The 15,298-nt window shown below is 43.0% G+C and carries 18 protein-coding genes; 3 read left to right on the top strand and 15 right to left on the bottom strand.

Annotation, left to right across the window (positions count from 1 at the left end):
• Positions 1 to 25: 25 nt before the first annotated feature.
• On the bottom strand, positions 26 to 1,300 hold the full coding sequence (locus G575_RS0104670) for an ABC transporter substrate-binding protein (protein WP_027971689.1): 1,275 nt from the start codon (positions 1,298 to 1,300) through the stop codon (positions 26 to 28).
• Positions 1,301 to 1,517: 217 nt separating this feature from the next.
• Between G575_RS0104670 and G575_RS0104665 the strand changes: the two genes are divergently transcribed.
• Positions 1,518 to 2,354 (top strand): AraC family transcriptional regulator, encoded by an 837-nt coding sequence (locus G575_RS0104665; protein WP_027971688.1) that lies wholly within the window; start codon positions 1,518 to 1,520, stop codon positions 2,352 to 2,354.
• Between the two features lie 236 nt (positions 2,355 to 2,590).
• On the opposite strand, the gene G575_RS0104660 is transcribed toward G575_RS0104665, so the two are convergent.
• The 4 genes from G575_RS0104660 to G575_RS0104645 are packed head-to-tail and all read right to left on the bottom strand — an operon-like array spanning position 2,591 to position 5,968.
• On the bottom strand, positions 2,591 to 3,427 hold the full coding sequence (locus tag G575_RS0104660) for a metal ABC transporter permease (protein ID WP_027971687.1): 837 nt from the start codon (positions 3,425 to 3,427) through the stop codon (positions 2,591 to 2,593).
• Positions 3,420 to 4,280 (bottom strand): metal ABC transporter permease, encoded by an 861-nt coding sequence (locus G575_RS0104655; protein ID WP_027971686.1) that lies wholly within the window; start codon positions 4,278 to 4,280, stop codon positions 3,420 to 3,422. Before G575_RS0104655 ends, G575_RS0104660 begins: the two co-directional genes overlap by 8 nt.
• A complete protein-coding gene (locus tag G575_RS0104650) occupies positions 4,273 to 5,034 on the bottom strand; it encodes a metal ABC transporter ATP-binding protein (protein WP_027971685.1) in 762 nt (253 codons plus the stop codon). Before G575_RS0104650 ends, G575_RS0104655 begins: the two co-directional genes overlap by 8 nt.
• 10 nt (positions 5,035 to 5,044) lie before the next feature.
• Positions 5,045 to 5,968, bottom strand: coding sequence for a metal ABC transporter solute-binding protein, Zn/Mn family (locus G575_RS0104645; protein WP_027971684.1), 924 nt, complete (start codon positions 5,966 to 5,968; stop codon positions 5,045 to 5,047).
• Between the two features lie 120 nt (positions 5,969 to 6,088).
• On the opposite strand from G575_RS0104645, the gene G575_RS0104640 reads away from it, so the two are divergent.
• Positions 6,089 to 6,736 (top strand): metal-dependent transcriptional regulator, encoded by a 648-nt coding sequence (locus G575_RS0104640; RefSeq protein WP_027971683.1) that lies wholly within the window; start codon positions 6,089 to 6,091, stop codon positions 6,734 to 6,736.
• Between the two features lie 64 nt (positions 6,737 to 6,800).
• Here G575_RS0104640 and nusG read toward each other — a convergent pair whose 3' ends face one another.
• The 10 genes from nusG to G575_RS0104595 form a co-directional block, all read right to left on the bottom strand.
• A complete protein-coding gene (gene nusG / locus G575_RS0104635; protein ID WP_027971682.1) occupies positions 6,801 to 7,340 on the bottom strand; it encodes a transcription termination/antitermination protein NusG in 540 nt (179 codons plus the stop codon).
• A 175-nt stretch (positions 7,341 to 7,515) separates the two neighbouring features.
• Positions 7,516 to 7,689 carry a preprotein translocase subunit SecE gene (gene secE / locus G575_RS0104630; protein WP_027971681.1) on the bottom strand — a complete coding sequence of 58 codons (174 nt, stop codon included), beginning with the start codon at positions 7,687 to 7,689 and terminating at the stop codon, positions 7,516 to 7,518.
• A 9-nt stretch (positions 7,690 to 7,698) separates the two neighbouring features.
• The gene (gene rpmG, locus G575_RS11910; protein ID WP_083958848.1) at positions 7,699 to 7,851 is read right to left on the bottom strand and encodes a 50S ribosomal protein L33; all 153 of its coding nucleotides are present in this window, start codon (positions 7,849 to 7,851) and stop codon (positions 7,699 to 7,701) included.
• Between the two features lie 48 nt (positions 7,852 to 7,899).
• A complete protein-coding gene (gene pbp2a, locus G575_RS0104625) occupies positions 7,900 to 10,221 on the bottom strand; it encodes a penicillin-binding protein PBP2A (protein WP_027971680.1) in 2,322 nt (773 codons plus the stop codon).
• 104 nt (positions 10,222 to 10,325) lie between these two features.
• The gene (gene jag / locus G575_RS0104620; RefSeq protein ID WP_027971679.1) at positions 10,326 to 11,330 is read right to left on the bottom strand and encodes an RNA-binding cell elongation regulator Jag/EloR; all 1,005 of its coding nucleotides are present in this window, start codon (positions 11,328 to 11,330) and stop codon (positions 10,326 to 10,328) included.
• 11 nt (positions 11,331 to 11,341) lie between these two features.
• Complete coding sequence (locus tag G575_RS0104615) at positions 11,342 to 12,121, bottom strand: membrane protein insertase YidC (protein WP_051176924.1); 780 nt, start codon at positions 12,119 to 12,121, stop codon at positions 11,342 to 11,344.
• Positions 12,122 to 12,149: 28 nt separating this feature from the next.
• Positions 12,150 to 12,506: a ribonuclease P protein component gene (gene rnpA, locus G575_RS0104610; RefSeq protein WP_027971677.1), complete on the bottom strand. Its 357-nt coding sequence runs from the start codon at positions 12,504 to 12,506 to the stop codon at positions 12,150 to 12,152.
• A 93-nt stretch (positions 12,507 to 12,599) separates the two neighbouring features.
• On the bottom strand, positions 12,600 to 13,226 hold the full coding sequence (gene ytpR, locus G575_RS0104605; RefSeq protein WP_027971676.1) for a YtpR family tRNA-binding protein: 627 nt from the start codon (positions 13,224 to 13,226) through the stop codon (positions 12,600 to 12,602).
• A 276-nt stretch (positions 13,227 to 13,502) separates the two neighbouring features.
• A complete protein-coding gene (locus G575_RS0104600; RefSeq protein ID WP_027971675.1) occupies positions 13,503 to 13,820 on the bottom strand; it encodes a thioredoxin family protein in 318 nt (105 codons plus the stop codon).
• Entirely contained in the window at positions 13,817 to 14,110 is a 294-nt protein-coding gene (locus tag G575_RS0104595; protein WP_027971674.1) for a DUF4651 domain-containing protein, read from the bottom strand. Before G575_RS0104595 ends, G575_RS0104600 begins: the two co-directional genes overlap by 4 nt.
• A gap of 121 nt (positions 14,111 to 14,231) precedes the next feature.
• Between G575_RS0104595 and pepA the strand changes: the two genes are divergently transcribed.
• Positions 14,232 to 15,296 (top strand): glutamyl aminopeptidase, encoded by a 1,065-nt coding sequence (gene pepA, locus G575_RS0104590; protein WP_027971673.1) that lies wholly within the window; start codon positions 14,232 to 14,234, stop codon positions 15,294 to 15,296.
• Positions 15,297 to 15,298: the final 2 nt, after the last annotated feature.

Here is a 15,298-nt window from a genome sequence, read left to right as displayed (position 1 = left end):
AGTATCACTCCCCAAGACCTCCTCGCTATTTTTCAGTTGCCAATTGGGCATTCATCATATCAGCTGTTTCCTTAGCAGCCTCTTCAGTTGCTTTTTCGCCAAGATAAGCAGGTTTCAAAAGTTCATAAGCTTTATCTTCCCACTTGATGGTTGTTTGTGAATAAGGACGAATCTGTGCATAGTCTACCATGTCAACATAGTTCTTGATGGCAAAGTTTTTGTTTGATGCTACCCAAGTATCTGCTGCACCTTTATAGGCTGAAATGGCTACACCGAGGGTTGCTTGCATTTCTTGTGCTTCTTTTGAACTGAGGTACTCTACCCATTTCCAAGCAGCGTCTGGATGTTTAGTAGTCGCAGCGATGGCATGCCCCAAGCCGTTAAAGATGGTTGCACGTGTGCCATCTGGACCTTTTGGCAAGACAGCAACATCAGCATTTTCACGGATATAGTCATTGGCAGTAAATCCTGACAAATTCCAAGATCCAAAGACACTCATGGCCACTTGGCCGTTTTGGAAAGCTTCCGCCCGCTCTTTGTCCACTGTAATGGCAGGAGAGATTTTTTCTTTGATAAAGCTAAAGTAGTAATCCAAGGCTTCAATGGTCTTAGGATTATCATAGCCTGATTTCAAATCATCGGTAATGACTGTTCCACCATTCTGATAGATAAAGTTATAGTAGCCTTCTTGGTTACTCAAACCAGCCCCAAAGCCATACTGACTGCCATCTTCCTTGGTCAATTGTTTAGCCACTTCTTTCAGCTTATTCCAATCCCAAGTCTCATCTGGATAGGCAATACCTGCCTCATCAAATAATTTTTTATTGTACCAAAGACCTATCGTATCGAAATCTTTTGGCATGGCATATTGCTTGCCATTGATATTGTAAATCTCATTTAAGCCTTCAGGGAAATTAGCTAATTTGGCATCTTCACTCTTAGCCAAATAGTCATCCAATGGCAATAACATTTCATTGGAACCATAGCGGTAGATTTCATTTGAGTGCATCCAGAAAGTATCTGGAAGTGAACCGCCTGTGGCACCCGCTTCTAACATGGTCCAGTAAGAATCCCAATCCGATACTTGAATATTGATTTTAATATCTGGATTCTTTTTCTCAAATTCATCTGCAATCTTTCTCAAACCAGGTTCCTGACCAGAATCCCAAATGGCATAGGATATTTCTGTTTTATCAGAACTACTGCCTCCTGATGCTTTGCTGGACTCCGTTAATGGTGAGCACGCCGCAAGCAAGCAGCTGGCCGTAAACAGGGCAATATAGCGACCAAATTTCTTCATGGTAACACTCCTTTTCTTGTTGTCGACTAAGTCGACTATCTTTGTTTTTTTCAATACAACTATACCATGTAAACGTTTTAATATTGAATAGGAATATTTGACATCTTCTATATGATTTTGCGATGTTTTCTAATTTTTTCAAATAAAATGTCACATTTACATATAAATATGTTATACTAAATGTAAGCCTTTGCAGATTTTTATGAGAGGAGTTCCCATGAAAATACAACCTGAGTTTTATGTTTTTAATAACCGTTCCTATGTTGATTTTTATCCCGTTCAGTTCGGAATGGAGGCCTGTAAACCACTCCATTCATTCGGTCCAACCATGCGACAACATTACTTATTTCACTACATTATTTCAGGGTCTGGAACTTTTTATGACACTTCCGAACAGCGGCAATATCGGCTAAAAGCAGGGCAAGGCTTCCTCATCTGTCCCAATACGATTTGTAGCTACGAGGCTGATAAAGACAATCCTTGGACTTATATTTGGATTGAATTTGATGGCTTAAAAACGGAACACTTCCTTCATCAAGCTGGACTTTCAAAAACACAACCCATTTTTTCACAGCATGCAGCCCCAACAGAAAGTCCTGTTTATCATACAATGAAACAAGTTCTCTCACTGCACCATCAAAAGAGCTCAGCCATCATCGGACACCTATACCTGTTTATTTCTAATCTCATCGATTACTCTCTGACCAAAACAACCAGTCATCACAACGAAAGTAAAGAATTTTATATCCGTGAAGCCATCAATTTTGTCGAGCGAAATTATGAAAAAGCCATTTCCGTCGATGATTTGGCACAGGTCTGCAATCTCAATCGCCACTACTTCAGTCGCCTTTTCAAGGAGCAGATGAATATTTCTCCTCAACAATTTATCATCCAATATCGGCTCAGCGAAGCCTGTGAACTCCTAAAAAACACCGATAAAACCTTGCAAGAAATTGCAGAAGCCATCGGCTATTCAAATCAGTTCAATTTCTCAACGGCTTTTAAAAGACACTATCAAATATCGCCTCAACGTTGGAGAAAAACTTATAAGTAAGTCCATGAGATCATGCCTAAGCATTGACAGTCCAAATAATCAAAAACTCTTAACGAGCGACTACTATCGTTAAGAGTTTTTATATTATAAAAGAACCATTGCTTTAGCCGATTATTGTGAGCTGTTTTTTAGCTTTAATCCCAATAAGCCTAAGAGCGCACTAGCCATTTCATTCATTACTGACTATTTGATAAACACCTCTTAGCCATTTTGTAGCCTTTTCTTTGACATTATTACTAAAAGATTAAAACTCTCCATAACTGTTTCAAGAAAATGCTGACGCAGACCAAGACCAGACTGACCACCGCACACATTCCTGACATGGTCAAGTCAAAGCTGACCGCAACCAGATAAGCTAAGAAGGTTGATACAAAGACTACCAGCTGACCCATCCCCAACAAGTGCCCCCAGGACCGTGACCAAGGCAGAGCTGTCATCGCAGGCGCCAGTAGAAAAACAATCACAGTCATGGACCCAACTGATTCAAAGGAGACAACCGTTGTCAGAGATACTAAGAGTAAGAGACCAGTATCCAACAAGCCTGTCCGAACACCTGTTAATCTAGCCTGACTGGCATCAAACAGGTAGCACTTCAAAGGCTGGTAGGTCAGCAGAAGGAACAAGCTATTCAAAAACAAGAGCACCACTGCCTTAACCAAGGCTAGCGGCAGGGAAATAGTGCCAAAAGCCACACGATTCAAGGGAGCAAAAATCACTTCTCCCATCAGGACCATATCCATGTCCAAGTGGACATTGCGGGCAAAGAGGGAAATCAATAAAACGGCTAGGGCAAAAAAGAAGGTAAAGACCAGTCCTGTCGCCGCATCCTCAGCCAATTTAGGCCTGTGCAAACTTCGAATCACAAAGACCGAAAGGACGCCAAAACCAGTCGCACCGATGACCAGAAGAGGCGATTCCAAACTCTGACTGATGAAAAAGCCCAGCACAATCCCCAATAAGACCGAATGCGACAAGGCATCTGCCAACATCCCTTGATTTCGCACCACTAGAGTAGAGCCCAGCAAACCGCAGGAACTGGCCACTGTTAGTAAAATCCAGAACACCTCAACCATGCTTGCCTCCCCTTGAAAACAGATTGATCCAGATGAAAGCCCCAAAGGCAAACAAACTGAGAAAAACAATCATAGTCGGACCCGTAGACAAGCCTGCCACCAGCGAACTGATGAAAGTTCCACAAAAAGCAGACAGGACCGCACTAGCAGCAGAGAGAAGGAGAGCCTGCCGGTAGGAAGTCCCCAAGAGCAGACCAAATACAGCAGGAGCAATCAAGAAACTACTCATCAGGACAGCTCCGACTACCTTCAAACCAAGGGCAATCAAGGCAATCATCAACAGCGTGGTCATCCTTTCCAAAAACGCCACCTTCACACCGCTAACCTGAGCAAAGGCTTTGTCAAATAAATACAGCTTGAAAGACTGGTAATAAAGAAGGAACAGGAGCAAACTAATCATCGAAACCCCAAAAATCAAGAGGACATCATCTCGCTGGATAAAAGCCGCCTGTCCAAACAAATAAGTCTGCAAACCCGCCTGAGCTACTCCTTGATAAGCGGCGTTTCCCTGTAGATATTGCTTCAAGACCATGCCTAGACCAAAAAATCCAGCAGATACAAGAGACAAGGCATTGACCAGACTTTGCCTAGCAGATTTGGTCATCCAGCGGACAAGAGCATAGGAAAGGTAGCCAGACAGCATAGCTCCCAGCATCAACAGAAAGGGATTGCGGGATTGAAAGACCATAAAGGATAGGAGAACACCAGGATAAGAAGCGTGCCCCAAGCTATCCCCAATCAAACTCTGCCGTGTCAGCACACTAATCGTTCCAATCACGCTACTAGCCACAGCCAAACACATGGTCCCAGCGGCCACCGTCCAAAAGGAATAATCCCCTAACACCTCAATCATTGGTTCCCTCCTGCACAGGCAAACTCAGCCCTCGTCCGTAGGTCTTCTCATAGAACGAATTCGTCCAGACCTGGTCTACAGGACCCGAAGTAATCACACGACGATTAAACCAGACCAGATAGTCAAAATAACTAGCCACCGTAGACAAATCATGATGAATGACCAAAGACGTCTTTCCCTCCTTTTGAAAATCCACCAAGCTATCCATGATAATCTGTTCTGTCACACGATCCACCCCAGCCAAGGGCTCATCCAGCAGATAGAGCTCCGCCTCCTGACACAAGGCCCTGGCAATAAAAACCCGTTGCCGTTGACCACCTGACAGCTGGTCAATCTGCCGATGCCGCAGATCCTCTAAACCCATTTTTTTCATAGCCTCTTCTGCCAACTCCTTGTCTTTCCGACTTGGTCTCCGTAAGAAACCCTTGGTATGAGCAAACCGTCCCATGAGAACAATCTCAAAAACCGTCGCAGGAAAGGACCAGTTGACCTGATTAGCCTGTGGAATATAGGCCATCTTCTGCTCCAATAGCCGTGCCAGACCAGTGGACTGACCCAATAAAGAAATCCTTCCTTCACTGACAGGCTCAAGCCCCAACAAAACTTTCATTAGGCTGGATTTTCCAGCTCCATTTGGTCCAACCAAGGCAGCTCGTACGCCCCTTGGTAAGACAAAATCAACCTCTTCCAAGGCTTTCACCTGACTGCCTACATAGGTCAGGCTCACCTTTTCTACTCTAATCGCTTCCTGCATCTTCCTCTTCCTACTTCAAATGGTCCACAATCAAACGGATATTGTGCTGGTACATCGCGATATAGCTATCACCCTCCTGCCCAGCAGGTGCCAATGAATCTGAAAATAATTCCTTACCTTCTCCACTAACGACTGTAACCTGACCGCCCTTGGCTGCAACGGCCTCTTGCAATTTTTCCATACGCTCAGGATTAGTGGTCGATTCTGTAAAAATTGCCTGAATATCGTGCTCCAAAATCATATTGACCGTTTCAATCATGTCACTATTGGCAACTTCTGACTCCGTACTAATTCCTTGCGGTGCATAGAGTGTGAAATCATAGCTGGCCGCCAAATAGTTGAAGGCATCATGCGGCGTCACCAAATAACGTTTTTCTACTGGCAAGCTAGACAGCTCTGCCTTGACCCAACTATCTAACTCATCCAACTGCTTCAGATAAGCCTCCGTATTAGCCTTTATCTGCTCTGCTTTTTCCGGTAAAAGTTTCTGCAACTCGTCAGAAGCTACACCAACTGCAGAGCGATAGAGGGGGATCGAAAACCAAAAATGCGGGTCAACCACCGACTCACCATCCTCATCCATGCGAAGAAGGTCTGCCTCCTTCATCTCCTTGGTCACTGCCACGCCCGACTGCTCCAAAGCCTCCACCATTTTCCCCTCAAAGTGCAAACCATGATAGAGGACCAAATCTGCCGACTGCAACTTAGTCAAATCGCTAGACTTTGCCACGTAGAGATGCGGGTCTTCTCCCGCAGGAATCAAGAGTTCCCGCTCCACCTCATCACCAGCCAACTGACCGACCATATCGTACAAGAAAGAGGTCGTCACAGCCACCTTGGGCTTTCCTTCCACCTCTTGACCAACCTTCTGACCACAAGCTCCCAAGATCACGAGGGACAATAGCAGAGCTATAAAGTTTACAAATCGTTTCATTATGTTCTCCTTTTTATATTTTTATGTATACCTAATTATAGTTTTAATATACATTAACTAGAGACGTTTGTCAACTCTTTATTAAAAATTTTGGTATAATAAAAAAAGAAAGGCAAGACTATGACCCCTAACAAAGAAGATTACCTGAAAACCATTTATGAACTGGGCCAGCTCCAGCAAAAAATCACCAATAAACAGATTGCGGAAAAGATGAATTTTTCAGCCCCTGCTGTGTCTGAAATGTTGAAAAAAATGCTGGCAGAAGATCTCATCAGCAAGGACAAGGAAGCTGGCTACCTGCTCAGCCAAGAAGGCTTGGAAATGGTCGCCAACCTCTACCGTAAGCATCGACTGATTGAAGTTTTTCTGGTTGAACAGCTGGGCTATTCCCCCGAAGAAATCCACCAAGAAGCCGAAATCCTAGAACACACTGTGTCCGACCGCTTCATCGACCGCTTGGATATGCTTCTAGGGCAACCGCAAACCTGCCCACACGGCGGCACCATTCCTCAGCCTAATCAGCTTCTAAAAGAACGCTACCAGACCACCTTGGCCAGTCTGGACCAGCTAGGCAACTACCAGCTAGTCCGCGTCCACGACTACTACCAGCTCTTGCAATATCTGGAGCAGCATGACCTAGCTATCGGCGATTCCCTGACCATTCTGGACATGGACCAGTTTGCTCAGACCACGACCATTGCCTTCAAGGGCAAGGAACTTGCCATTCCAGCTGCTGTCGCCCAACAATTATTTGTCGAAAAAAAATAGCACTTGGTTTTCACGCCAAGTGCTATTTTTAATAAAGGGGTAAGATTTCTTTCTAATCCCTATCTTACAACTCTGCAATTTGGTAAAGTTCTACTTCCGCCTGAGTCTCTGTACCAAACATGCTGAGCATCAACTTAACTTTATTACCATCAAGTTCAATCACGCGCCCTTCTTGTCCCATAAAGGCACCATCAATAATTTGAACCATATCACCCACTTTGATATTGGTATCGATCACATCTACCTTTTGTCCCATAGAGATGAGAATGGAACGAATTTCCTCTTCCAAAAGTGGTGTCGGTTTTGAACGGTTTCCATGAGAACCCACAAATCCTGTAACGTTAGGCGTATTACGAACCACAAACCAAGCCTCGTCTGTCATGACCATTTCAACCAAGACATAACCAGGGAATCTGTTTTCTTCAACTTCCTTAGTGGTACCATTTTTCTCCACATTCACGGTCTGCGTTGGAATGATAACTTGAAGGATATTTTCAAGCATGTCATAAGTCTGCGCCCGTTGCAAAAGATTTTCTTTAACCTTGTTTTCATAACCAGAATAAGTCTGGAGAACAAACCAACCTTTATCAAATGAATCTAACATATCTTGCTCCTATTTTGTCATATTACCTGATTTGAATCAGAAAAGTCTTATGTCTTCTCAACTCAAACAACCATGTAAAAAAGCCGGCAAAGCGGCTTTTTACGTTTACTGATATTATATCACAGTTTTAACCAAATAAGCCATCATTTCTGACTATTTTTCACATTTCTTAATTCTAGAAGCGTTTAAAGAATTCTAGAAGTCCCGTTGAAATCAAACGGTCAAACAAAAAAATAATCAGGGTGAAAAATACTGTGTATTCAAGGACTGAGATAAAATCTTTCCAACGTTGCTTACGCGTCGGCCAGCTTGTCTCTTTTAAGACCTGAAAAATACTTTTTTTAAACATCTTAACTCCTTAGCGTGTTTCTTTATGCAGGGTGTAGCCTTTACAATGCTTACAAAATTTCTTAACTTCTAAGCGTGTCGGTTTTGGCGTGCTACTCACTGCGATTGAGTAGTTACGACTGCCACAATCTGCGCACGCTAAACTTGCTTTTTTCTGTGCCATACTGCCTCCGTAACTGCCATTATACCATTTTCTTAAAGGCTTGGCAACTTATCTGAAAAAGTCCACGATATTATTCCAAAGGTTCTCTGCCCTTCCTGGAATATCTGCTTCTTCTAGCGCCTTTTGCAAATCTTCTTTGGCCTGTGCTGCGGAGTCAGCTAAATCATCAATAATGCTTCGCGACTCTTCCTGACTAGCTTCTGCATCACTACCATAAACAGCAGCTATTCCGTTAGCAGCGTAAGCATTTTCCACCGTAAAGGCCTTTCCTTCGGTATAAGGTAAAATAGAGCTGGCCACTGTGCTAAAGAGAGAAGAGGCATTGCCATAAGGATCCTGAATATAGTGATTTTCATCCGTCTTATCATAGCCAATCCACTGAGAAATGACCACATCAGGCGTGTAACCAATAACCCACTGATCACTGATGACATTGGGATTAAAGCTTGCTTCATTGGTTCCTGTTTTACCAGCCATGGTATAGCCATAAGCATTAGCTCCTGTTGCTGTTCCATTGGTAAAGGTTCCTAGCATCATGCTCGTCATCTTATCTGCTACGCTTCTGCTGAAAATTCGCTGTGCAGATGGGGTATATTTCTTAACCACTTGACCACTGGCCGTCTCAATACGGGTGATAAGATGCGCCTTATTCATGACACCGCCGTTGGCAAAAGCGCCATAGGCTTGAGCCATCTGAAGAGGGCTAACCGTCATACTAGCCCCTAGGGACACTCCTAGCTCTTCAGGAACTTGTGACATGTCCAGACCAAATTTCTTCCCGTATGAGAAAGCTTTTTTGACCCCAATCTGATCCAATGTATAAACCGCTGGGATATTATAAGAATTTGCCAAAGCTTGATACATTGGAAGGTCTTCTGTCTCTATTCCAGCATAGTTAGAAGGGGCATAACCATTGAAATCACGGACGGTATTTGGTAACAATTGATTGATGTCCCAACCCGATGCAACAGCAGGGGTGTAAACCAGAAGAGGTTTGATTGCTGATGCAGGACTACGGCGCCCTTGCGTTGCATAGTTAAAACTGCGGAATGTCGGATTTTGGGTACTGAAAGTTCTCCCCACCAATCCTCTAACGCCCCCTGTTGTCGGATCTAGGGCAACACTGGCTGCTTGGGAACTTTGGCCATCATAGTCAGACACATAAACAAAATCAGAATTATTAAGGGCATCTTGCATACCGGTTTGATAATTTTGATCAAGCTCGGTATAAATTTTATAGCCGTTATTGAGAATATCCTTCTCACTTAAGCCATAGGTCTCAATTGCCTCACTGATAACCGCATCAAAATACGACGGGTATTTGTAATCATCACTCTTACCAGAATAAGTATCTGCTAAGCGATTTCCAATGCCTATGGCCATATTAGCATCTGCTGTTTCTTGATCAATATAGCCAGCTGCTACCATTCCTTGTAGAACGGTGTCCCTTCTATTGGTCGCGTTTTCGATAGAATAGTAGGGATTATAGATTTCTGGACCTTTGAGCATGCCAGCTAATGTTGCTGCTTGGTCTAAAGCTAAATTGGCTGCACTCGTTCCAAAATACTTACGACTAGCATCCTCAACTCCCCAGACACCATTTCCAAAATAAGCATTATTGAGATACATGGTTAGAATCTCTTGTTTGCTGTATTTTTTAGTCAACTCTAGAGCAAGAAAAAACTCACGTGCCTTACGTTTAATGGTTTGGTCTTGTGTGAGATAAGCATTTTTGGCTAGCTGTTGTGTAATGGTGGACCCACCACCTGATTTCCCAAGAGTTAAAACTGCTAAAATGGTACGCTGAAAATTGACACCATTATTCTCATAAAAGGTTCTATCTTCAGTAGCTAGCACCGCATTTTCCAAATCATCAGAGATGCTATCAAGCTCCACATAGGTTCCTTTTTGTCCTGTTAAGCTTCCTGCGTACTCCCCAGCCCTATCATAGATAACTGTCGTTGCTTTTAAAGCCTCTTGTAAATCAGACACTTTCGCTGTCTTAGCTAAGTAAAAAAGGTAACTTCCTACTAAGAGTGTAAAGCCAGCCATTCCAATCAGGATAATCTTTCCGATTTGATACCTACGCCAAAACTGTCTCAAAGGGTTTTGAGGTGCTAACTTGAGCTTCTGAGCTTGCTTAAGTAATTCTGGTCCCTTATCATCCTTTTGGACTTTCGAGCGACGGCGCTGATAGGTTAACACATCTTGTTCTACCTGATTACTGTAATCTGTAAGATGCTTATCTTGACTAGCCTCGTTACTTTCGAAGGGTATCGTGTCATTCCCTTGCTGCGATACCTCTGCTGTACTTGCTTTGGAAGCCTTATTTGGTCGAAATTTTTTCTTCAACAATTCAATAAAAGTCATAGCAATATTATAACATAGACCCTAAAAAGCTGCTCATTTTCGTCCTACAAAGATCGAGAAATCCTACTAGAGACGTAGAAAAAAGCTAGAACTTTCTAGCTTTTTTAATCAACTCTGCTAATCACAACGTAGCGGTTAGGGTCATCTCCCTCTGAATAACTCTCTACACCTGCTATCTTACTAACCGTCTTATGAACTATCTTACGCTCGCTATTACTCATAGGGTCCATAACATAGTCCTGACCTGTTTCGAGCACGCGCTTAGCCATTTTCTTAGTGAAGTCAATAACAACACCAGTACGATGTTCGAGGTAATCATGAACATTTAGTGACACTGAAAAGTAGCGAGAATAATGGTCATGTAGAAAGTTTTGCGCCAACAGTTGCAATGACTTCAAGACCTTACCATGATAACCAATCACACGACCTGCATCTGGTGTTTCAATTTGAATCGTGATGTCACGACGATTGGTATGGATTTCAAAACTCGCTTCAACATCCATTTCGTAGATAATCGTCTCGACATAAGATTTAACAGCCTGTGCCGCCTCTTCGATATCGGCAGTTGGCGCCTCAGCAGGTTTTTCCTGGCTAAATTCACTGTCAACAAAAGCCTGGAAATCGTCCTTGTCAGCTTGTTTTTCCTCTGGTGCTTCTTCAACCTTTTGGGAAGCTTCCTCGGTTACCTGAAGCTCTTTTAACACTTCAAAGTGACCAGTCTCTTCTAAGATTGTCTGTGGTGATTTTTTATTGACTAAAAATTGTTCCTTGACCTCTTGATCAACTTCCAATTCCCCACGCGCTTCCATCTCTTTAATTAAGCTCGTCACCTTGCTCAATTCGATGGTGTCCTCAAGACTAGAGGTCACAGGCGCATTTTTTTGATTGATCTCATCTGGAACACCTTTTACAGCTTTTTGATCTGCCTTATGCGCGGTCTTCTCATCGATATTCTCAATATCCACTTGAGCAGGCTTCTTACCAAATCCTAAGAATCCCTTTTTCTCACGTGCAACAACACGAATGTGGGCTTTCATACGTGGCAAGTTAAGCTCGCGTAGACCTGCTTCAATTGCTTCTTCAACTGTTTTTCCTGTAAAAATAACCATGTTATTTCTCCTTACTTGCGCTTTTGCGCTTTCTTTTTAGCACGACGAATTTTCGCTTCTTTTTCTTTTTCGGCTTGCGCCAATTGCTCACGCTCTGCAATGAGTTTAAATGGATTATTGAAAATCAAGGTTTGTACGACTTGATAGGCATTTGATACGGTCCAGTATAGAGAGACCCCACTAGCAAAATTAAGGCCAACAATCAAAATCATAACCGGAGCTACTGCAGATAAAATGGTTAGAGCCATATTTTTCTCACGCGCCCCTTTGTTGGTCAACCAAGTCGACAAGAAAGTAAACAGTGCTGCTAAAACCGGTAAAATATAGTATGGATCTGGCTCTGCCAATTTAAACCATAAGAAAGAACCTGTTTTAAGAAATTCAACACGAGTCGTTGCCTGATAAAGCGCAAGCATGACAGGTAATTGAATCAGAAGTGGCCACAGACTAGCATAGGGACTGACTCCCTCTTCCTTAAATAAAGCACTCTGAGCTTCGGCAAAGGCCAAGCGACTATCTCTATCCTTACCTGGAAATTGTCTTTGCAACTCACGCACTTTAGGCTGGATATCCTGCATCTTACGGCTGGACTTGATTTGCATATTGTAAAGAGGTAAAAGTACCGTACGAATAATGACGGTAAATAAGATAATCCCAATACCGATACTACCAAAGGACAAAGCCGAAATAGCTTGCGCAAAGAAATAAACAAACTGAGCCCAAAGCCCTGTACTCTCAGCAGTGATTGGCGCTAAACTCTGACCACTACTCGCACAACCTGATAAAACCATAAGCCCTAAGAGACCTATTCCCAATAATTTAATGTTCTTCACCTTGATTTCCTTCCCTATAAAGATGTCCCAGCTTCAGGACGTGAATCAAATGTCGCCTCATTTCCTGATAGGTCAGCAGTTCAACGCCCTTACGGGCGATAATCACAAAATCCATGGATTCAAGATGAGGAGATAATTCTTGAACCAAATGACGTAGCCTACGTTTAATGTGATTTCGGACGACTGCGTTCCCTAATTTTTTACTGACTGAAAGCCCTACTCGAAAATGGTACTGTTCTTTGGAAAGACTATAGACCACAAATTTTCGATTAGCGACGCTAGTCCCCTTGCCAAAAATTTGCTTAAAATCTTTTTCTCGCTTTAGACGATAGCTTTTTTTCACACGACAATCCCATCTAATACATTTTCCTATACATTATACCACAAAAGGAAAAAAAGCCAATACCACTAGGGATTTGGCTTCTCCATCTATCCATTACGCCTTCCAGTGTTTCGCGATGTCCAAAGCTTCACCTACCTGAGCTTTCTCATCCAACTCGATAATGCCACGAACTTGAGGAGCATTTGGCAAATCCAACTCTCTTGGGCTACACATCATGCCGTAGCTCTCTTCGCCACGTAACTTCCCTGGGAAAATTAAGCTTCCATTAGGCATCATTGCCCCCGGTAAGGCTACAATGGTTTTCAAACCGACAACAGCATTTGGAGCTCCTGCAACAATCTGAATTATCTTATCAGCAGAAATCTGTACCTGGCAGATATTCAGATGATCACTATCTGGATGAGCAACCATCTCAACAATTTGCCCAACCACAAATTTAGGAGCTGTATCTGCTTCAAGAACCGCTTCAAACCCTTCCTGAACAAAAACCTGATTAAGCACTGCAACTTGATCTTCGGTCAAGAACACCTGTCCCTTACCTTCGATAGGGATAAGACTAGATGCTTCAAAAATATTCCAAGCTAACGTTTTTCCTGTCGCTTGCTCAAAAACACGCGCAACCTTCCCTTTTCGCTCGACCGAACGTTTAACGTCCGAAGTATCTTGAAGAATGACCATAAGGACATCTCCGACTTGTTCTTTATTATATGCAAAAATCATCATATTACTTTCTATTTCTTTTCTTGTTATCACTTTATTATTAGACAAAGGCACACTTGCCAGGCCACTTTCTATCCTTCTCTAAAGTCTCAGAAGACCTTTGACAGATTTGTCATGAAAAAGGTCTCTTGCTTCATCCAGATGCCACCTGCAATCTGATAAAGCTACTTAAGAACAGCGCAAAGCTTATCAATGGCAGAAAAGTTTTCTTCTGCTAAAAATCAGGCTTTGGTAGCTGTCACATCCATAGTGGGATTGGGCATTGTCGCCTGTCATTTACTCTACACTCTTTAGAAAAGCTACAATTTCTTCCTTGCTTTTGCGTAGCTTATTGACCAAACGACCCAGCTCTTTGCCATTTTGAGTCACGACAAAACTAGGAATCCCCAAAATATTCCAAAGTTGTGCCAATTCAATAAAAACATCACGGTCAATACGAACAAAGGTCATACTTGGAAAAGTCCCCTCAATTTCAGGCATAAAGGGATAGATAAATTGACAATCCGGGCACCAATCCGCCGTGAAAAAGAAGACGACCTTTTCTGAGCTTTCTACCAAGACCGCCAATTCTTCCATATGTTTTGGATAAATCACTGATTGAGCTCCTCTTCTAGGCGATAATTAATCTCTCCTTTGTCGTAACTAAAATAATAAGTCACACCATCTTCAAAGACAACGCCACCAGTTACCAATCGGCCAACCGTCTCAAAATCATTGACGTAAACCACTGAAATAGCTCCGAAAGGGGCAAAAAAATCCCTAACTTCAGATAGAAGTTGCTGACGTTCCTTTTCTTGTTGCTTCTGGTGGGCAACAACACCTGCTGCTGCCAAACCACCTAGCCCCAATAGACCCGCTAGGAAGGCCCACTTTTTTTGTTTCATAAGTCTATTTTAACAAAAAGATAGGAATTTGTCCCACAGAAATCCATGTCTGATAAAAACTGACAAAAGAAACACTTAGTGATAGAATAGAAAGCAATAAGATTCATCTTTGGGAGGCCCTATGACAGATTTATTCACAAAAATTAAAGAAGTAACTGAGCTACATGGCATCGCTGGTTTTGAGCATGATGTCCGCAACCACTTACGCCAAAAAATAAGTCCTCTAGTTGACCGTATAGAAACAGATGGTCTGGGGGGAATTTTTGGTATCAAGGACTCTACCACAGAAAATGCCCCTCGCATTATGGTAGCCGCTCACATGGATGAAGTTGGCTTTATGATTTCAGATATTAAGGCAGACGGGACTTTCCGAGTCGTTGAGATTGGAGGTTGGAGCCCGCTTGTTGTCTCTGCCCAACGCTTTACCCTCCACACTCAAAGTGGGGCTAAACTCCCTGCCATTTCTGGTTCTGTGCCTCCACATCTTATGCGTGGCAATAGCGGAGCTAATATCCCAAAAGTCTCTGACATCATTTTCGATGCTGGCTTTTCGGATAAAGCTGAAGCAGAAAATTTTGGGGTGAGGCCTGGCGATATTATCGTTCCAGAAGCAGAAACTATCTTAACCGCTAACGGTAAAAATGTGATTTCAAAAGCTTGGGATAACCGTTACGGTATCCTCATGGTTACCGAACTTCTTGAAAACCTCAAAAATACCCCACTTAAGAATACGCTCATCGCGGGGGCTAATGTCCAAGAAGAAGTTGGGCTACGCGGAGCACATGTCTCAACCACTAAGTTTGATCCAGAACTCTTCTTCGCGGTAGATTGCTCACCTGCTGGTGATGTCTATGGCGATCAAGGAAAAATCGGAGAGGGTACCCTACTACGCTTCTATGATCCAGGCCATGTCATGTTAAAAGACATGAAAGATTTTCTTTTGACAACCGCTGAAGAAGCTGGAGTCAAATTTCAGTATTACTGTGGCAAAGGGGGGACAGATGCTGGAGCTGCTCACCTGAAAAATGGTGGTGTTCCATCAACCACAATTGGAGTCTGCGCCCGCTATATCCACAGTCATCAAACCCTATATGCTATGGATGATTTCCTTGAGGCACAAGCCTTCCTACAAGCTATCATCAAGCGCTTAGATCGCTCGACGGTCGATACCATTAAAGGATATTAAAT

This window comes from Streptococcus plurextorum DSM 22810, from assembly GCF_000423745.1.
Taxonomy (GTDB): Bacteria; Bacillota; Bacilli; order Lactobacillales; family Streptococcaceae; genus Streptococcus; species Streptococcus plurextorum.
Note: the sequence above shows the minus strand (reverse complement) of the source record. Positions and strands in the feature narration are given on the sequence as shown.